Annotated in this window: 22 protein-coding genes; 14 read left to right on the top strand and 8 right to left on the bottom strand. The window is 69.3% G+C overall.

Annotated elements, in window-relative coordinates:
* Positions 1-60 precede the first annotated feature (60 nt).
* From rplI to rpsF, 3 genes are read right to left on the bottom strand one after another with little or no spacing between them, the layout of a single operon-like run.
* The gene (rplI, locus tag FFK22_RS32445) at positions 61-645 is read right to left on the bottom strand and encodes a 50S ribosomal protein L9 (protein ID WP_138885923.1); all 585 of its coding nucleotides are present in this window, start codon (positions 643-645) and stop codon (positions 61-63) included.
* Between the two features lie 14 nt (positions 646-659).
* Complete coding sequence (rpsR, locus tag FFK22_RS32440; protein ID WP_026872743.1) at positions 660-899, bottom strand: 30S ribosomal protein S18; 240 nt, start codon at positions 897-899, stop codon at positions 660-662.
* Positions 896-1,354: a 30S ribosomal protein S6 gene (gene rpsF / locus FFK22_RS32435; protein WP_138885924.1), complete on the bottom strand. Its 459-nt coding sequence runs from the start codon at positions 1,352-1,354 to the stop codon at positions 896-898. Before rpsF ends, rpsR begins: the two co-directional genes overlap by 4 nt.
* Before the next feature lie 233 nt (positions 1,355-1,587).
* On the opposite strand from rpsF, the gene fabD reads away from it, so the two are divergent.
* From fabD to pssA, 7 genes are all read left to right on the top strand, one after another.
* A complete protein-coding gene (gene fabD / locus FFK22_RS32430; protein ID WP_138885925.1) occupies positions 1,588-2,538 on the top strand; it encodes an ACP S-malonyltransferase in 951 nt (316 codons plus the stop codon).
* A gap of 31 nt (positions 2,539-2,569) precedes the next feature.
* Entirely contained in the window at positions 2,570-3,307 is a 738-nt protein-coding gene (fabG, locus tag FFK22_RS32425; RefSeq protein WP_138885926.1) for a 3-oxoacyl-[acyl-carrier-protein] reductase, read from the top strand.
* 144 nt (positions 3,308-3,451) lie between these two features.
* Positions 3,452-3,697: an acyl carrier protein gene (locus tag FFK22_RS32420; protein WP_138885927.1), complete on the top strand. Its 246-nt coding sequence runs from the start codon at positions 3,452-3,454 to the stop codon at positions 3,695-3,697.
* 33 nt (positions 3,698-3,730) lie between these two features.
* Positions 3,731-4,993, top strand: a complete 1,263-nt coding sequence (gene fabF / locus FFK22_RS32415; RefSeq protein WP_138885928.1) for a beta-ketoacyl-ACP synthase II — start codon at positions 3,731-3,733, stop codon at positions 4,991-4,993.
* Positions 4,994-4,997: 4 nt separating this feature from the next.
* Positions 4,998-6,023, top strand: coding sequence for an endolytic transglycosylase MltG (gene mltG, locus FFK22_RS32410; protein WP_138885929.1), 1,026 nt, complete (start codon positions 4,998-5,000; stop codon positions 6,021-6,023).
* Complete coding sequence (locus tag FFK22_RS32405) at positions 5,948-6,742, top strand: phosphatidylserine decarboxylase (protein WP_138885930.1); 795 nt, start codon at positions 5,948-5,950, stop codon at positions 6,740-6,742. Before mltG ends, FFK22_RS32405 begins: the two co-directional genes overlap by 76 nt.
* Positions 6,739-7,611: a CDP-diacylglycerol--serine O-phosphatidyltransferase gene (gene pssA, locus FFK22_RS32400; protein ID WP_138885931.1), complete on the top strand. Its 873-nt coding sequence runs from the start codon at positions 6,739-6,741 to the stop codon at positions 7,609-7,611. Before FFK22_RS32405 ends, pssA begins: the two co-directional genes overlap by 4 nt.
* Here the strand turns inward: pssA and FFK22_RS44565 are convergent.
* Together FFK22_RS44565 and FFK22_RS32395 are read right to left on the bottom strand one after the other, a co-directional pair.
* A complete protein-coding gene (locus FFK22_RS44565; RefSeq protein WP_306770207.1) occupies positions 7,593-7,721 on the bottom strand; it encodes a hypothetical protein in 129 nt (42 codons plus the stop codon). The two genes, pssA and FFK22_RS44565, sit on opposite strands and share 19 nt — an antisense overlap.
* 65 nt (positions 7,722-7,786) lie before the next feature.
* Positions 7,787-8,545 carry an SDR family oxidoreductase gene (locus FFK22_RS32395; RefSeq protein ID WP_138885932.1) on the bottom strand — a complete coding sequence of 253 codons (759 nt, stop codon included), beginning with the start codon at positions 8,543-8,545 and terminating at the stop codon, positions 7,787-7,789.
* Between the two features lie 112 nt (positions 8,546-8,657).
* Here FFK22_RS32395 and FFK22_RS32390 point away from each other — a divergent pair, with 112 nt between their 5' ends.
* The 4 genes from FFK22_RS32390 to FFK22_RS32370 all read left to right on the top strand — a co-directional run bounded on the left by FFK22_RS32390 (position 8,658) and on the right by FFK22_RS32370 (position 11,749).
* Positions 8,658-9,560, top strand: coding sequence for a YicC/YloC family endoribonuclease (locus FFK22_RS32390; RefSeq protein ID WP_221939017.1), 903 nt, complete (start codon positions 8,658-8,660; stop codon positions 9,558-9,560).
* Positions 9,561-9,586: 26 nt separating this feature from the next.
* Positions 9,587-10,192: a guanylate kinase gene (gene gmk / locus FFK22_RS32385; protein ID WP_221939016.1), complete on the top strand. Its 606-nt coding sequence runs from the start codon at positions 9,587-9,589 to the stop codon at positions 10,190-10,192.
* Positions 10,193-10,360: 168 nt separating this feature from the next.
* Complete coding sequence (locus FFK22_RS32380) at positions 10,361-10,924, top strand: hypothetical protein (protein WP_138885934.1); 564 nt, start codon at positions 10,361-10,363, stop codon at positions 10,922-10,924.
* Between the two features lie 66 nt (positions 10,925-10,990).
* Positions 10,991-11,749: a glycoside hydrolase family 75 protein gene (locus tag FFK22_RS32370; RefSeq protein WP_138885935.1), complete on the top strand. Its 759-nt coding sequence runs from the start codon at positions 10,991-10,993 to the stop codon at positions 11,747-11,749.
* 16 nt (positions 11,750-11,765) lie between these two features.
* On the opposite strand, the gene rsmA is transcribed toward FFK22_RS32370, so the two are convergent.
* The 3 genes from rsmA to lptG form a co-directional block, all read right to left on the bottom strand.
* Positions 11,766-12,563, bottom strand: a complete 798-nt coding sequence (gene rsmA, locus FFK22_RS32365; RefSeq protein WP_221939015.1) for a 16S rRNA (adenine(1518)-N(6)/adenine(1519)-N(6))-dimethyltransferase RsmA — start codon at positions 12,561-12,563, stop codon at positions 11,766-11,768.
* 67 nt (positions 12,564-12,630) lie between these two features.
* Positions 12,631-13,923, bottom strand: coding sequence for a peptidylprolyl isomerase (locus FFK22_RS32360; RefSeq protein WP_138885937.1), 1,293 nt, complete (start codon positions 13,921-13,923; stop codon positions 12,631-12,633).
* A 96-nt stretch (positions 13,924-14,019) separates the two neighbouring features.
* A complete protein-coding gene (gene lptG, locus FFK22_RS32355; RefSeq protein ID WP_138885938.1) occupies positions 14,020-15,114 on the bottom strand; it encodes an LPS export ABC transporter permease LptG in 1,095 nt (364 codons plus the stop codon).
* 200 nt (positions 15,115-15,314) lie between these two features.
* Here lptG and FFK22_RS32350 point away from each other — a divergent pair, with 200 nt between their 5' ends.
* The 3 genes from FFK22_RS32350 to FFK22_RS32340 are packed head-to-tail and all read left to right on the top strand — an operon-like array spanning position 15,315 to position 17,996.
* Positions 15,315-16,814, top strand: a complete 1,500-nt coding sequence (locus FFK22_RS32350) for a leucyl aminopeptidase (RefSeq protein ID WP_138885939.1) — start codon at positions 15,315-15,317, stop codon at positions 16,812-16,814.
* A 13-nt stretch (positions 16,815-16,827) separates the two neighbouring features.
* Positions 16,828-17,289, top strand: coding sequence for a DNA polymerase III subunit chi (locus FFK22_RS32345; protein WP_138885940.1), 462 nt, complete (start codon positions 16,828-16,830; stop codon positions 17,287-17,289).
* Entirely contained in the window at positions 17,286-17,996 is a 711-nt protein-coding gene (locus tag FFK22_RS32340; RefSeq protein WP_186002767.1) for a phosphatase PAP2 family protein, read from the top strand. The genes FFK22_RS32345 and FFK22_RS32340 overlap by 4 nt, the downstream gene beginning before the upstream one ends.
* The last annotated feature ends 103 nt before the right edge of the window (positions 17,997-18,099 follow it).

The following is an 18,099-nucleotide window of genomic DNA, read 5'->3' as shown; positions in this document are numbered from 1 at the left end:
CAAGAAAAAGGCGCGGACCCGAAGGTCCGCGCCTGTTCGCTCCAGAACGAACCGGGCTGGTTACGCCGGCTCTTCCTCGGTGCTCTCGGTTTCGGCCGCGGCGATGGCGGCCGCAGCAGCCGCCTCGGCCGCCGCTTCCTCTTCCTCGAGGACGGAGGCGACGACCATGCCGCCGCGCTGGCGCTGCATCTCGGCCTCTTCGGCCGAGCGGGCGACGTTCACGGTGACGATGACGCTGACCTCGGGGTGCAGCCGGATCCGGACCTTCTCCAGGCCCAGGGTCTTGATCGGCTGCTCGATCGCGACCTGGCCGCGCGAGACGGTATAGCCGGCCGCGGTCAGGCCCTCGGCGATGTCACGCGCCGACACCGAACCGTAGAGCTGGCCGCTGTCGCCGGCCTGGCGGATGACGACGATCGACACGTCGTCCATGCGCCCGGCGATGTTCTCCGCCTCGCCCTTGGCCTCGAGGTTGTTGGCCTCGATCTGCGCCCGCTGCTTCTCGAACACGGCCAGGTTGGCCTTGGTCGCGCGCAGCGCCTTCTTCTGCGGCAGGAGGTAGTTGCGGGCGAAGCCGGGCTTCACGCGCACCACGTCGCCGATCTGGCCGAGCTTCTCGACCCGCTCCAGCAGGATGATTTCCATGGCTGAACCTCCCCTTACTTCACGATGTAGGGCAGGAGGCCGAGGAAGCGCGCGCGCTTGATGGCGCGGGCCAGCTCACGCTGCTTCTTGGCCGAGACCGCGGTGATGCGGCTCGGGACGATCTTGCCGCGCTCGGAGATGAACCGGCCCAGCAGCTTGGTGTCCTTGTAGTCGATCTTCGGCGCGTTGGCGCCGGAGAACGGGCAGGTCTTCCGGCGGCGGAAGAACGGACGCCGTGCACCCATCGCGCTCATGCCTGAGCTCCTTCACCTTCGGCCTGGTCGCGGCCGAAGCCACGGTCCCGGCGCTCGCCGCGGTCGCGATCGCCGCCACGGCTGTCGCGATCACCACGGCCGTCGCGGTCGCGACCGTCGCGGTCCCGGCCGGCCCGGCTCTGCATCATCGCCGAGGGACCCTCTTCGAGGGTGTCGACGCGCAGGGTGAGTGTGCGCAGCACGTCCTCGTTGATGCCCATCAGGCGCTCCATCTCGGCCACGGCGGCCGCGGGGGCGTCGATGTTCATCAGGACGTAGTGGCCCTTGCGGTTCTTCTTGATCCGGTAGGCGAAGCTCTTCAGGCCCCAATACTCGGTCTTGGTGACCTTGCCGCCATTCTCGGTGAGGATGGTGGTGAAGCCCTCGGTCAGGGCCTCCACCTGCGTGGCGGACACGTCCTGCCGCGCGATGTACACGCTCTCGTAAAGTGGCATGATGACTCCTTGTGGCTGTTCCCGGCATGGCGCTGTGCGGGGACCGCCAGCCGCCCATGTCAAAGCCGGCCGCTATGCCAAGCGACCGGCAAGGAGCATGACGAAGCCGCGCACTATACTCGGAAGCGCCCGAAGATCAAGCGCGATCGGAGCCCTGTATCATTGATCAGGCTTGACTTGCGGTGGCGAGGCTCTAAGACCAGCGCCCTCATTGTGATGCGGGGATCGCCGCCATGGCGCGCGCTTTCGTGTTTCCGGGACAAGGCAGCCAGGCTGTCGGCATGGGCAAGGCGCTGGCCGATGGGTCCGCGGCCGCCCGCGAGGTCTTCGCCGAGGTCGACGCAGCGTTGGGCCAGAAGCTGTCCGAGCTGATGTTCGGCGGCGACATCGAGACGCTGACGCTGACCGAGAACGCCCAGCCGGCACTGATGGCGGCCTCGGTCGCCGCGGCGCGCACGGTGGCGGAGCGGTCCGGCCGGTCGCTGGCGGATTTCGCCGGCTTCGTCGCCGGCCACAGCCTCGGCGAATACTCCGCCCTGGCCGCGGCTGGGGCGATCAGCGTCGCGGATGCGGCCCGGCTGCTGCGCCTGCGCGGCCAGTCGATGCAGAAGGCGGTGCCGGTCGGCGTCGGTGCCATGGCGGCACTGCTGGGCTTCGACCTCGACCAGGCGCGCGACGTCGCCGCCCGCGCCTCGACCCCGGACTCGATCTGCTCTGCGGCCAACGACAACGCCCCCGGCCAGGTCGTGGTCAGCGGCCACAAGGACGCTGTGGAGCGGGCGATGGCGCTGGCGGCCGAGCTCGGCGCCAAGCGCAGCATCCTGCTGCCGGTCAGCGCGCCCTTCCATTGCCCGCTGATGGCGCCGGCGGCCGAGGCCATGCGCATGGCTTTGGCCGCGGTTGAGATCAAGGCGCCGGCCCTGCCGGTGGTGGCCAATGTCACCGCCGCCCCGGTCATGGCGCCGGATGAGATCCGCCGGCTGCTGGTCGAGCAGGTGACCGGCACCGTGCGCTGGCGCGAGTGTGTGCTTTACATGAAATCGGCAGGCGTGCAGGAACTGGTCGAGCTCGGGGCCGGCAAGGTGCTGGCCGGCCTCGCCAAGCGCATCGATCGCGACCTCGCCGCGGTGTCGCTGCAGGCGCCGGAAGAGATCGACGCCTGGATCGCATCGACCGGCGCCTGAAGCACAAGGCCGCAGCACGAGGGAAGAGAGCATGTTCGATCTGAAGGGCAAGTCGGCGCTCGTCACCGGCGCCTCGGGCGACATCGGCCGCGCCATCGCGACCCTGCTGCACGCCCAGGGCGCCGCCGTGGCGCTGTCCGGCACCAAGGTCGAGAAGCTGGAGGCTCTGGCGCAGTCGCTGGGCGAGCGGGCCCATGTGACCCCGGGCGACCTGTCGAGCGCCGAGGGCGCCGAATCGGTGGCCAAGGCGGCCGAGGCGGCGACCGGCGGCATCGACATCCTGGTCAATAACGCCGGCCTGACCCGCGACGGCCTGGCGATGCGGATGAAGGATGACGATTTCGAGACCGTGCTCGACGTCAACCTGGTGTCCGGCTTCCGGCTGGCCCGTGCGGCGCTGCGCGGCATGATGAAGAAGCGCTGGGGCCGGATCGTGTCGATCACCTCGATCGTCGGCCACACCGGCAATCCGGGCCAGGTGAACTACGCCGCCTCGAAGGCCGGCCTGACCGGCATGACCAAGGCGCTGGCGCAGGAGGTCGCGAGCCGCGGCATCACCGTCAACTGCGTTGCCCCGGGCTTCGTCACCAGCGCCATGACCGATGCGCTGAACGACGAGCAGAAGGCGCGGATCTCCGCCACCATCCCGATGGCGCGGATGGGCGACCCGGCCGAGATCGCCGCCGCGGTCCTGTATCTCGCCAGCAGCGAGGCCGCCTATGTCACCGGCCAGACCATCCATGTGAATGGCGGAATGGCAATGGTTTGACGTCGCCGGACTGGACATGGCCAGATGCTTGGCCATGTTCGATCAGGTGTGTTATGTGACCGCGGGTCTACGGGGCGGTCACTCGTGCGGGGGTTCAGCACTGCGGAATTCTGCCCCGTTCCGCTCTCTTGAAAGGTAGAAAGAATGAGCGAAAGCATCGCCGATCGCGTTAAGAAGATCGTCGTCGAGCATCTCGGCGTCGAAGAAGGCAAGGTCACCGAATCGGCCAGCTTCATCGACGACCTGGGCGCCGACAGCCTCGACACCGTCGAGCTGGTCATGGCGTTCGAGGAGGAGTTCGGCTGCGAGATTCCGGACGACGCGGCCGAGAAGATCCTGACGGTGAAGGACGCGATCCAGTTCATCGAGCAGCATTCGACTCCCGCCTGATCGCAGGTCCTTGCCGCAGAACCGGATGAAATGATGCGACGTGTCGTAATCACCGGCATGGGGATGGTCACGCCTCTCGGTGCCGGTGTGAAGACCAATTGGGATCGACTGACCGCCGGCAAGTCCGGCATCGGCGCGATCTCGACATTCGACGTCTCGGATCTGCCGGCGCGGATCGCGGGCATGGTGCCGCGCGGCACCGGCCCGGGTGATTTCGACGTCGACAGCGCGGTCCCGCCCAAGGACCAGCGCAAGAACGACGTCTTCATCCATTATGCGATCGCCGCGGCCAACGAGGCGATCGCGAATTCGGGGTGGGTGCCGCCGAATGACGAGGAGCGCGAGCGCACCGGCGTCATGATCGGCTCGGGCATCGGCGGCCTGCAATGGATCGCCGAGGGCTCGCTGACACTGGAGGAGAAGGGGCCCCGCCGGATCTCCCCCTTCTTCATCCCGGCGGCGCTGATCAACCTGGCCTCCGGCCAGGTCTCGATTCAGCACGGCTTCCGCGGTCCGAACCATGCCGTGGTCACGGCCTGCTCGACCGGCGCGCACGCGATCGGCGACGCGGCGCGTCTGATCATGTGGGACGATGCCGACGTCATGGTGGCGGGCGGGGCGGAGGCGGCGGTGTGCCGGCTCGGACTCGCCGGCTTCGCCGCGGCCCGGGCGCTGTCCACCGGCTACAACGAGACCCCCGACCGGGCCTCGCGCCCCTATGACAAGGGCCGCGACGGCTTCGTCATGGGCGAAGGCGCCGGCGTGGTCGTGCTCGAGGAGCTGGAGCACGCCAAGGCGCGCGGCGCCACGATCTATGCCGAGGTGGTCGGCTACGGCCTGTCGGGCGACGCGCATCACATCACCGCCCCGCCGGAAGACGGCAATGGCGGTTTCCGGGCGATGTCGGCGGCGCTGAAGCGAGCCGGCCTGACCCCATCGGACATCGACTACGTCAACGCCCACGGCACCTCGACGCCGCTCGGCGACGAGATCGAACTCGGTGCGGTCAAGCGCCTGTTCGGCAACGCGATCGAGACGGTGTCGATGTCCTCGACCAAGTCGGCGATCGGCCATCTGCTCGGCGCCGCCGGCGCGGTCGAGGCGATCTATTCGGTGCTCTCGATCAACCACGACGTGGTGCCGCCGACGCTGAACCTTGAGGACCCGTCCGACGCCTGCCTCGGAGTCGATCTGGTGCCCAAGCAGGCCAAGCCGCGGCCGGTGCGCGCCGCGCTGTCGAACAGCTTCGGCTTCGGCGGGACCAACGCGTCGCTGGTCTTCCGCGAGTACGTCTGACCGGATGGTTCGGGCACTCGCCCGCGCGCTCGTCTTCCTGGTGGTGCTGGCGGCCGTCATCGGTGGCGGCGTCGTCTGGTTTCTTCACGCCTATCGCGCACCGGGGCCGCTGACGGCCCCGGCAACGCTCGTGATCGAGCGCGGCAGCGGCCTGGCCGCGATCGCGGCGCAGCTCGAGGCAGCGGGAATCGTCGAGAACCGCTGGGTGTTCCTGGGCGGAACGACGCTGGACGGCGGCGACCGCGCCCTGAAGGCCGGGGAATACGCCTTCGCGCCGGGGATTTCGCCGGCAGAGACTGCCGACCTGCTGGCCCGCGGCAGCAATGTCTCGCACAAGATCACCATCGCGGAGGGCCTGACCTCGGCCGAGATCGTAACCCTGGTCCAGGCCGAGCCGCTGCTGACCGGCGATGCCGGGGACGTCCCGGCCGAAGGCTCGCTGCTGCCGGAGACCTACCAGTTCATCCGCGGCGACACCCGCGCCGCCGTGATCGATCGGATGCGCAAGGCGATGCGGCAGGAGGTCGACGGGCTGTGGGACAAGCGCGGCAACGGCCTGCCGGTCAAGTCGCCGCAGGACGCCGTTACCTTGGCCTCGATCGTCGAGAAGGAGACGGGCGTGCCGAAGGAGCGGCCGGTGGTCGCCAGCGTGTTCCTGAACCGGCTGCAGGCCGGCATGCCGCTGCAGTCGGACCCGACCGTGATCTATGCCCTGACCGATGGGAAAAAACCGCTCGGCCGGGCGCTGACCCGGGCCGACTGGAAGTTGGATTCGCCCTACAACACCTATGTCGTTGCGGGTTTGCCGCCGGGGCCGATCGCCAATCCCGGGCGCGACGCACTTGCCGCAGTGCTTAAGCCGGCGGTTACGGACTATTATTACTTCGTAGCCGACGGCTCCGGCGGGCATGTCTTCGCCCGGACGCTCGAGGAGCACAACCGCAACGTCGCCGAATGGCAGAAGCGACGGCAGGCCGCCCCGCCCAATCCCGGCGACGCGGCCCCGGACACCGGAGACAAGACGCCTTGAACGGTAGAGACGACCCCCATCTTCTGCACACGATCCGCGGGGTCCTGGTGCCGATTCACCCGGCCGGCTACCCGTTCATCGGAGTCTTCGCCGTCGCCACCGTGATGCTGTTCATGGTCTGGGAGCCGCTGGGCTGGCTCGGCGTATTGGCGACCGCCTGGTGCATCTACTTCTTCCGCCACCCGCCGCGGGTGACGCCGAGCCGGCCCGACCTGGTGGTGGCGCCGGCCGACGGCGTGGTGCAGATGCTGGTGCAGGCGACGCCGCCGGCGGAGCTCGGCCTCGGCAACCGGCCGCTGACCCGGATCAGCATCTTCCTCAACGTCTTCAACGTGCATGTGAACCGGGTTCCGGCCGATGGCGCCGTGATCGACGTGAAGTACCGGCCGGGCAAGTTCCTGAACGCCAATCTGGAAAAGGCCAGCGAGGAGAACGAGCGCAGCGCCGTCTCGCTGCGCCTGCCTGACGGACGGATCCTGGTCTTCGTCCAGGTCGCGGGGCTGGTGGCCCGGCGCATCATCTGCGACCTCTCGCCCGGTCAGCCGGTGGTCGCCGGCGAGACCTACGGGCTGATCCGCTTCGGCAGCCGGACCGACATCTACCTGCCGGACGGGGTCGAGCCGCTGGTCTCGGTCGGCCAGACCATGATCGGCGGCGAGACCGTGCTGGCCGACCTGGCGGCCGCGGCCGTCGCCAACCCGGTCGCGATCGCCCGATGATAAAGCCGGAGCATCGCCGGCACCGGCGGCCCTTCCGCCGCCGGCCGGTCGTCCGCATCCGCGGCCTGACGATCAACCGGCTGCTGCCGAACATCCTGACCACGCTGGCGCTGTGCGCCGGGCTGACCGCCATCCGCTATGCGGTGCAGGACCGCTGGGAACAGGCTGTGACCGCGATCCTGGTGGCGGCGGTGCTGGACGGGCTGGACGGCCGCGTCGCCCGGCTGCTGCGCGGGTCGAGCAAGTTCGGGGCGGAGCTGGACAGCCTGGCCGACATCGTCAGCTTCGGCGTCAGCCCGGCGATCATCCTCTATCTCTGGATGATGCAGGACGCCGGCAGCCTGGGCTGGCTTGCGGTGATGGCCTATGCGGTCTGCGCCGCGCTGCGCCTGGCACGGTTCAACACGGCGCTGGACGACACCACCCTGCCGCCCTTCGCCTACAACTACTTCACCGGCGTGCCGGTGCCCGCGGGCGCCATCCTGATCCTGATGCCGTTGATGATCAGCTTCGAGTTCTCGCCCGGCTTCTGGGCGGCGCCGCTGCTGGTCGGGCTGTGGACCGTCTTCGTCGCGCTGCTGCTGGTCAGCCGGATCCCGACCTTCTCGATGAAGGTGGTGCGGATCCCGCAGGAATACATCGTGCCGGTGCTGGTCGCGATCGGGCTGGTGGCCACGCTCCTGGTCACCGCCACCTGGCCGACGCTGGTCGCGCTCGGCCTGATCTATGTCGGCAGCATCCCCTTCAGCATCCGGCGCTACGCGCATCTCAAGCGCCAGGCGGCGCTGATGATGGGGGAACTGGACGAGGAAGAAGCGTCGGCTGCCGCTCCGGCGCAAGGGCCTCCGGATCAGCCGAACGCGGCGTAAGCGACCAGCAGCAGGGCGAAGGTCGTCGCCACCCAGCCGACGATGGTCACGATCTCGCGGATCAGGTCGAATGGGCTGTCGGCGTCTTCGTCGTCATGGATCAGATGCATGGTCGTGCTCTCGCTGTGCGTGATAGGACCATGCACGTTCTGTCGTGAACGCACCGTGACGGCAGTCACACCCGCACGACACGGCGGATCAGGGCGTCGGCCCAGGCCGCGGGCAGGGCGGCTAGCAGCCGCGAGCCGGCATGGATCGGCCAGGGAAAGGCGATCAGCGGCCGGCCGCGCGCCAGGCCGCGCCGGATCGCCGCCGCGGCGTCCTCGACCTCCATCAGCATCGGCATCGGAAATCCGGCCCCGTCGGTCATCGGCGTGCGCACGAAGCCGGGGCAGATCACCGAGACCCGCACGCCGCGCGGCCGCAGCTCGGCTCGGATCGCCTCGCCATAGATCCGCACCGCGGCCTTCGAGGCGCCGTAGGGACCCATGCCGGGAAAGCCGCGGAATCCGGCCAGCGAGCTCATCAGCGCGATCTGCCCGGCGCCGCGTGCCGCCATCCGCGGCCGGATCGGGTCGACGGTGTTGAGCACACCGTCGAGATTGACCGCCAGGATCCGGCGGCCCTTCGCCGCCGCATCGGCGCCCTCCGCCCCGCCCGGGGCGACGCCGGCATTGGCGATGACCAGGTCGAGCGGACCGGCCTCGTCCGCCGCGGTCACCGCCGCCGCCATCGCCGCCTGGTCGGTGACGTCGACCGTGATCGTCTCAGCGGTTGCGCCGAGGTCGCGTACCGCCCCGGCCGCCGCCTCCAGCCGGGTGGCATCCCGCCCGAACAGCACCAACCGCACGCCGGGCGCGGCATAGGCTTTCGCCAATGCGGTGCCCAGGCCGCTCGAGGCGCCGGTGATCAGGATTGCGGCCGGCGCCGTCATGGCGTTCTCCTATGGGCGAAATGGATATTTCCGATCGGCGGCAAGAGCAGTCAGCCGGAAGAATGGACTTTTCCGTATGGCGACCCGTCCGGTCGGCGGCTATAAGCCCGCTATGACAAAGGATACGTCCGCCTCGGCCCCGCTTTCCAGCATGACCGGCTTCGCCCGCAAGGAGGGTGGCGTCGACGGGCTGTCCTGGGTGTGGGAGGCGCGCAGCGTCAACGGCAAGTCGCTCGACCTGCGCCTGCGCACCCCGGCCGGCTTCGAGCGGCTGGAAGCGGCGGCCCGGGTCGAGCTGGCCAAGCGCTTCCGCCGCGGCAACGTTACCCTCAACCTGTCGCTCGGCCGCAGCGAGGCGGCGGCGCAGCTGCGCATCAACCGCGAGGTGCTGGACCAGCTGATCGCCCTGGTGCGCGAGGTCAATGGCGACAGCGCGCCGGTCCAGGTCGACGCGTTGCTCGGCGTCCGCGGCGTGGTCGAGAACGGCGATTCCGCCTCGGCCGAACTGAACAGCGCTGTCGAGGCCGAGGCGGGGGCGGCGATCGCGCCGCTGCTCGACGACCTGCTGGCGACGCGGCTGGAGGAGGGCGGGCGGCTGCGCGATGTCCTGGCCGGCCAGATCGACCAGATCACCGCGCTCGTCGGCCAGGCCCGGGCCTCCGCCGCCGCCCAGCCGGAGGCGCTCAAGGCGCGGCTCAAGGCCCAGCTCGACCTGCTGCTCGAGGCCCGTCCGCCCCTGGCCGAAGACCGGCTGGCGCAGGAGGTGGCGGTGCTGGTCGGCCGCTGCGACGTGCGCGAGGAGCTCGACCGGCTCGACGCCCATATCGGCCAGGCGCGCGGCCTGCTCGCCGCCGGCAGCGGCGTCGGGCGCCGGCTCGATTTCCTGTGCCAGGAGTTCAACCGGGAAGCCAACACGCTGTGCTCGAAGGCGGCGGATGTGGCGCTGACCCGGATCGGCCTCGACCTCAAGGCCGTGATCGAACAGTTCCGCGAGCAGATCCAGAACATCGAATGACCACAGAGATTGCCCGACGCGGGCTCATGCTCGTCCTGTCCTCGCCCTCGGGGGCCGGAAAGACCTCGATCACCCGGGCCGTGCTGGCACAGGATCCGAACCTGACCATCTCGGTGTCCGTCACCACCCGCGCCCAGCGGCCGGGCGAGATCGACGGCACGCATTACCACTTCATCGACCAGGCGACCTATGACGCCATGGTCGCCAATGACGAGCTGCTCGAACGCGCCAAGGTGTTCGGCAACGGCTATGGCACGCCGCGCGCACCGGTCGAGGCGGCGCTGGCAGCCGGCCGCGACGTGATCTTCGACATCGACTGGCAGGGCACCCAGCAGCTGGCGCAGAAGGTGCGGACCGATCTGGTCAGCGTGTTCGTGCTGCCGCCGACGGTCGAGGCGCTTGAGCAGCGGCTGCGCGCCCGCGCCCAGGACAGCGACGAGGTGATCGCCGGCCGCATGGCCAAGGCGGCGGACGAGATGAGCCACTGGCCGGAATACGACTACGCAATCATCAACCAGGACCTCGACGCCAGCATCGCCCAGGTCCAGGCGATCCTGGCAGCGGAGCGGCTGCGCCGCAGCCGCCAGACCGGCCTGCCGGACTTCGTCCGCTCGCTGCAGGCCAAGCTTTAGCGGCCGAAGCCACACTTCCGCCGGAAAGTCGACGAAGAGCGGACATTTTCTGAATACAGTATAACTTCGCCTGCTTTGCTTCGATATTTGTAATTTCGTTTTCATAGTCTCGTGGCGCCGCCGGCAGGCGGCTTTGCCGTCCTCTCCTTTTCATGAGGGATTTCAGCCATGCCTATTACCGGTCGTGACTGGGAAATTCTGATCGTCCGGTCACGTGAGGAGACGCGCGTCGGGAAGGCCTTCGCCCGCACCGTCGGCAGCTACCAGGTGTTTCACGACGGGACCGCGGTCGCGCAGCTGAGCGGCACCATCGTCGAGCGGCAAGGGCCTGGCGACAACACCGGAACGGGCGTGTCGAAGCATCGCCGGGTGGCCGCCGGGACCTATGAGCTCCACACCCATGACGGAGCCAGCAACGAGAAGTACAAGACGATCGGTTTCACGTCATCGGCCCGGGTTCACGCGATTCCGAGGCCGGCGCTGCGGCTGGAGCCGACCGGAGCGAGGTCCGGCATCCTGATCCACCCGGCGAACGGGTATCTGGAGAGCATCGGCTGCCTCAACCCGGCCTCCGCCCTCGGCGGTCCGGACGACAACCTCCAGTGGAGCGACAGCCGGTCGCGGGTGATCGCGATCATCGACGATCTGAAGGCGTTCCTCGGCAGGGACTTCCCGTCCTCGAACAACAGGAAGATCCCCCGCTGCCAATGCGTCATCGATGGCGAGCCCTGAGGAGGACCCGTGATGACACAGCGTTTCTGCCACGCGGCCTCGGCCGTCGCCGCAGCCTTCGCCGCGATGCTGATCGCTGGCTGCCAGGGCTCGCAACCGGCCGCAGCGCCGGAGGGCTCGGCGGCCACACGGGCCATGCCCGTTGTTGTCCCGGGCAGCATTCCCCCGGGTGTCCCGGTCGATGAGGAGTATCGCCGCGAGTTCGAGCGCTGCGACCGGGAGAACATCTTCCGGAACCAGCCGATGACGGGGTTCCGGCGGTGCAGCGGCGATCCGAACCGGCTGACCGCGCTCGATCGCCTCCATGACGGCACGATCTCCTTCCATGCCAAGCTGGGCCTCGACATCGATGGCGGCTTCAAGGCGCTGACCGATCCCGGATTGACCGATCTGAGGGACACGTCCTACCGCTACCCGGACGGCAGTTCCGTCTATTCGGACACGGTGCCCTATGTGGTCATCCCGCAGGGGGGCGACTTCTCGCGCCTCACCGGGATTCAGATCGGGGATATCGGCGTCGTCCTGGATGGCGCCAAGGTCGTTCCGGTCCTGGTCGCCGACCGCGGGCCGGCCAACAAGATCGGGGAAGGCTCGATCGCGCTGTTCGAAGCGATCGGCGACAGTCGCTGCAAGACGTGGCAGGACCCCGATCGCAAGACCCAGTGCAGCAGCATTCTCGACACGAGCCTGAACCGCAATGTCCGATACCTGCTGTTCCCGAACTCGAAGATCGCGGGCCTGACGCCGCAGAATGTCAATCAGCGCGTGGCGGAGGAGGCGTCGCGGCGGTTCGAGGCGTTGAAGACCACCGCCCCGGGGCCCTGACCGTCGAGGCGCCGGGTCAGCCCTGCCGCGCCACCACGGCCCGGGCCAGGCGGACGAAGCCGGCGATGTCGATTTCCTCGGCCCGCGCGGTCGGGGGCAGGCCCGCTTCGGCCAGCAGCGCCTCGGCCTCGCCCAGGCTGCGCAGGCTGGCGCGCAGCATCTTGCGGCGCTGGCCGAAGGCGGCGGCCGTCACCGTCTCCATCGTCTCGAACGGCACATCCTCGCGCTGCGCGCGCGGGCGCAGCTGCACCACCGTCGAATCGACCTTGGGCGGCGGGGTGAAGGCGCGGGCCGGCAGGGTCAGCAGCGGATCGACCTCGGCCCGCCACTGGGCGATCACCGACAGCCGGCCATAGGCGCCGCTGCGCGGTCCGGCCACCAGCCGGTCCGCCACCTCCTTCTGGAACATCAGCGTCAGCGACCGGAAGTCGTCGATCCGGCGCAGCCAGCCGATCAGCAGCGGCGTCGCCACGTTGTAGGGCAGGTTGGCGATCACAGCGCGGGGCGTCGGCACCAGCGCCGGAATGTCGGTCTTCAGCGCATCCGCCTCGACGATGCGAAGCTTGCCGCCGGCCACTGCGGCCAGATCCTCGAGCGCCGGCCTGAAGCGCCGGTCGCGTTCGACCACCGTGACGCTCTCGGCGGCGGAGGCCAGGAGCGCACGGGTCAGCCCGCCCGGGCCGGGTCCAATCTCGACCACATGCGCGCCGGCCAGATCGCCTGCCTCGCGCACGATCCGGGCGGTGACGTTGAGGTCGAGCAGGAAGTTCTGGCCGAGCGACTTCTTCGCCGCCAGCCCGTGCTGCGCGATCACGTCGCGCAGCGGCGGCAGGGCGGCGATCGCGTCGCGGAGGGCGTCGCCGGACAGAGTCAGGGGACCCTCAGAGCCGGATGTCGATATAGGCGTTGCCGCGCAGGTCGCGCAGCAGCCGGCGCTGCATCATGTCGATCTTCTGCTCGGCCAGTCCGGCGCGGATCTGGTCGCGGTCGACGCCGTCGCCGCCGACATCCTGGCGGGAGCAGACCATCATCACGGCGACACCGCCCGGCACGCGCAGGGGCGAGCTGACCTGGCCGTCGGGCAGGGCGCTGACCACCTGGCGCATGGCGTCGGGCAGGCGGCTGAGCAGGACGTCGCCCAGATCCGTGTTGGCGGTCACGCCCAGTTCCTTGGCCTTGGCCTGGAAGGCCTCGCAACCGTTCACGCTGGAGAAGTCGTTGCGCATCTGCGCCACCACGGTCTGCACCCTGTTGGCCGGCGCGGTCGGGGGCACCGGCACGACGATCTGGTTCAGGCGAACCTTGACGCCGCCAGCGGTGTTGGCGTTGACCGTCCGCTTGTCCCGCAGCAGCAGGATGTTGTAGCCGCCGAGGGTACGGATCGGGTCCGACACCTGGGCCTTCTCCATGGTGCTGAGCACCTGGTCGAGCGCGGGTTCGAGCTGCCCGGCCAGGACCCAGCCCATGTCGCCGCCGCCCTGGGCGCCGGCGGCCTGGCTGAACTGGCGGGCCACGGCCGGGAAGGGGGCGCCGCGGCGGATTTCCGAGACCAGCCGGTCGGCCAGGGCCTTGACCTGGGCTTCGCCGGCATCCTGGTCGACCGCGAGGAAGATCGACGCGACGAGATACTGCGGCTTGCCCTGGTTGGCCTTGAGCCGCTCAACCACCTCGTCGATCTGGGTGTCGGAAACCTCGACCTGGGAGACGAAGCGGCGCTGGATCAGCTGGCGCCAGCCGAGCTGGGCCCGCACCTGGTCCTCCAGCGCGCTCTGCGGCACGCCGGTGGACTTCAGCATGGTGAACAGCTGCTGCGTCGACATCTTGTTCTGGCCGGCGATCGACGCCAGTGCCCGATCCACGTCCTGGGCCGGAATGGCGATGCCGGCGCGGGTGGCCTCCTGGCCCTGCAGCTTCTCGTCGATCAGCAGGCGCAGCACCTGAGGCAGCAGCCGCTGCTGGGCGTCCGGCGTCGCCGGCAGGCCGCTGCTCATCAGCGCCAGCCGCATGCGCATCTGCAGGTCGGCCACGGTGATCACGTCGTCATTGACCACCGCGGCGATGGTGCCGACGGCGGAGGCCGGGGCGGGGCGGGTCTGCGCCATGGCCGCGGGAACGGCGACAGAGGTGATGGCCAGGACCAGGACGATTATCGGGGCCGACAGACGACGGATCATGAGGGCGACACGGCCTCGCTGTTGAAAGGCGCAGATACAGCACGTGACTTTGGCCGACTCAAGGCAAAAGCGGCCAGATCCGTGGGCGACATGGGCTCAGCCATCTTCGAGATGCAGCAGCGCGGTGACACCGAACAGCAGGGCGACGCCGGAAGTGGCCCAGGCGGCCATCGGCACCGGCAGGGAACCCTGGCGGCCGAGCGCGGCCACGATGTCGCCGAGCACGAAGATCGAGAAGCCGGTGACGATGGCGCCGACGATCATCAGCACGGTGTCGACCCGGCGCCCCGGCCGCAGGCTGAAGGCGGCGGCGACCAGGATCATCGCCGCCATCAGCAGCGGCTGCGACAGCAGCCCCTGATAGGCAATGCGGTAGCGCGTCGAGGAGAAGCCGGTGGCCTCGAGGTTGCGGATGTAGTCCGGCAGGTCCCAGAACGAGATGGTCTGCTGCGAGGCGAAGCGTTCCTGGATCCCATTGCGGGTCAGGTTGCTGGCGATCGAGGTGGTGTCGACATGCTCCGCCGGGGTGTCTCCCTTCATCACCCAGGCGTCGCTGATCACCCATTTGCCGTCCTGCAGCTGGGCGCTGGCGGCGTCGATCCGGCCGCGATAGGTCTCGTCCGCGTTCAGCAGCAGGAACATCGCGTTCTGCAGCTGGTCGCCGTTGCCGCCGACCTTCTCGGCATGGATGACGACGATCCCGCTTTCGTCCTTCTGGCGCAGCCAGAAACCGGTCTTGGCCACCTTCATGACGTCGCCGGTGCCGCCGAGAAAGTCGAGGTCCAGGCGCTCGAACCGGCTGTACATCGCTGCCGAGATCGGGTTGACGACCGTGATCTTGAGCACGCCCAGCACCATCGCCGCGGCGATCACCGGCGCCAGGAACTGCCAGGCGGAGAGGCCGCTGGCGCGGGCGACCACCAGCTCGCGGCTGCGGGTCATGCGCCAGAAGGTCACCATCGCCGCGATCAGCACGGCGAAGTGGAACAGGATCTCGACGTCGCTGGGCAGCTTGAAGGCCGCCAGGGTGAAGGCCAGGCTGACCGGCAATTCGGGGATGGAGCTGACCTGGCGCACGAACTCGACGAATTCGAACACCGCGATCACGCCGCTCAGCACCAGCAGCACGGCCATGAACCAGAACAGGAATTGCCGCACGATATAGGCGTAGAGGGTGGGGGAGCGGAGCATCGGGTGCGGCTGGCCTGTGGTGCCGAAGGCGGCGGTTGGGCGGATCTTCTACCTCAGACGGCCCGCCGCCGCGACCATCAAGGAGTCGCAGCCCGGCGGCAGTACCGTTTTCGACCGGTGACGGCTGTGAAACCCGCTGTTACCTTGCAGGTTCCGCCGCCTTGGCCGCGGCCATCGGAAATCGCCCGGAAGACGACAAGATGCAGATCTCCTTCGCTCCGCCCGCTTCGGTGGAAGCCGGCGCCCTGGTGCTCGGCGTGTTCGCCGACGGCGTCCTCTCGACGGCCGCCGCCGCGGTCGACAAGCGGTCGAAGGGCGCCCTGTCGCGGGCGCTGAAGGCCGCGCCGAAGTTCAAGGGCGGCCGCGACGAGACGCTGGCGCTGTACGGCGTCGCCGGCGCCGACCAGATCGTGCTGTTCGGCCTCGGCAAGCCGGAGGAGGTCGACGCGGTCCGGCTGCAGCGGGCGGGCGGCACGGTCGCCGCACTCTTGAACCAGGCCCGGATCGATGCGGCGACGGCCCAGCTCGACGGCGTCGTCCTCGCCGGCCAGGACGCAGGCGCCGCGGCCGCCGAATTCGCCTTCGGCGCCCGGCTTCGCGCGTGGCGCTTCGAGCGCTACCGCACCACGGAGAAGGCCGAAGCCAAGCCGACGCTGAAGAGCTTGGCGGTGCAGACCGGCGACGCCGCGGCGGCGAAGAAGGCTTTCGCCCGCGCCGATGCGGTAGCCCAGGGCGTGTTCCTGACCCGCGAGCTGGTATCCGAGCCGGCCAACATCCTTCATCCGGAAAGCTTCGCCGCCAAGGCCAAGGAACTGGCGGATCTCGGCGTCGAGGTCGAGATCCTGGGCGAGAAGCAGATGCGCAAGCTGGGCATGGGCGCGCTGCTCGGCGTCGGCCAGGGCTCGGCGCGCGAGAGCCAGCTGGTGGTGCTGCAATGGAAGGGCGCCGGCGGCAAGCGCAAGGACGAGGCGCCGATCGCCTTCGTCGGCAAGGGCGTCACGTTCGACACCGGCGGCATCTCGCTCAAGCCCGGCCAGGGCATGTGGGACATGAAGTGGGACATGGGCGGCGCCGGCGTGGTCACCGGGCTGTTCAAGGCGCTGGCGCTGCGCAAGGCCAAGGTCAATGCGGTCGGCGTGCTCGGCCTGGTCGAGAACATGCCGGCGGGCGACGCGCAGCGGCCGGGCGACATCGTCACCTCGATGTCCGGCCAGACCATCGAGGTCTGGAACACCGACGCCGAGGGCCGGCTCGTGCTGGCTGACGCGCTCTGGTACACGCAGGACCGGTTCAAGCCGAAGGCGATGGTCAATCTCGCCACCCTGACCGGCGCCGTGATCATCGCGCTGGGCACCGACCATGCCGGGCTGTTCTCGAACGACGACGCCCTGGCCGAGAAGCTCGCCGGCGCCGGCAAGGCGGTCGAGGAGAAGCTGTGGCGCCTGCCGCTGGCCGACGCCTACGACAAGCAGATCGACAGCGACATTGCCGACATGAAGAACATCACCGGCAGCCGCGACGCCGGGTCGATCATCGGCGGGCAGTTCCTGCAGCGCTTCGTCAACAAGGTGCCCTGGGCCCATCTCGACATCGCCGGCACGACCTGGTCCAGCAAGGACACGCCGACCGTGCCAAAGGGCGCCACCGCCTTCGGCGTGCGGCTGCTGGATCGCTTCGTGGCCGACAATTGCGAAGGCTGATGCCAAGAACTTGATGGCAGAAATCCGGTTTTACCATCTGACCGCGCGGACGTTCGAGCAGACCCTGCCGGTGCTGCTCGACCGGACGCTGCAGCGCGGCTGGCGGGCGGTGGTTCGCGTCGGCTCGGAGGAGCGGGCGGAGAGCCTGGCCGGCCATCTCTGGACTTATTCCAAGGAAGGCTTCCTGCCGCACGGCACCAGGCGCGACGGCTTCGCCGAGGAGCAGCCGGTCTGGATCACCGACCAGATGGAGAATCCGAACGCCGCCCAGGTGCTGTTCCTGGGCGACGGCGCGGAGTCGGATGGCGATGGCGCCTTCGCCACGGTCTGCGACCTGTTCGACGGCAACGATCCTGAAGCGGTGCAGGCCGCCCGCGGCCGCTGGAAGCGGCTGCGGGACGCCGGCCACACCCTGGTCTACTACCAGCAGGACGAGGGCGGGGCCTGGAGCGAGAAGCAACGGGTGGGCGGGTGACGCCGCGCATCGCGCTGTGGCTCGCGGTCGCCCTCTGTGCCCTGCTGGTCCTCCTGCCCGGGATCGACCTCATCGTCTCCGGCTGGTTCTACGCCCCCGGCCGCGGCTTCGCCTGGGACGGCGCGCCACTGGCCGAGGCGTTCCACGAGGTGGTGCAGGTCCTGGTCCGCACCGCCGCCGTGCTGCTTCTGCTCGCCGCTGGCTGGACCTGGTGGCGGCAGCGGCGGCTGCTTGGCCTCGATGCGCGGCGCTGGACCTTCCTGGCGCTGGCCCTTGCGATCGGGCCGGGGCTGGTGGCCAACGCGGTGCTCAAGGACCATTGGGGCCGGGCCCGGCCGCGCCAGGTCGAGGCGTTCGGCGGCAGCGCGACCTTCACCCCGCCGCTGATCCCGGCCGGCCAGTGCAGCCGCAACTGCTCCTTCGTCGCCGGCGACCCGACCGTCGGTTTCGTCGTCCACAGCGTCGCCTATGTCGTGCCGGCGCGGCGCCGCCGCCGGATCTTCTGGGGATCGATGACGCTGGGCGGCCTGCTGGGCCTGCTGCGCATCGGCATGGGCGGGCATTTCTTCAGCGACGTGGTCTTCGCCGCCGCCGTGACGCTGCTGGTCAGCGCCGGGCTGCACGCCCTGCTGTTCGACCGCTGGAGCACGGTCGCCGCCTGGCGCGACTTCACCCGCGGCCTGATCCGCTGGCCGGAGCCGAGGTGAGTTGCAGCCGTAGCCGATTTGTCCGGCGAGTGGTGCACAGACGCCAATCGCGACCATATAGACTGGCAGCCAAGGCCGTCGCGGATCAGGCATCCCGGCGGTT

This window comes from Mycobacterium sp. KBS0706 (assembly GCF_005938675.2).
Lineage (GTDB): Bacteria > Pseudomonadota > Alphaproteobacteria > DSM-16000 > Inquilinaceae > Inquilinus.
This window is presented reverse-complemented; position numbering and strand designations above follow the sequence as displayed.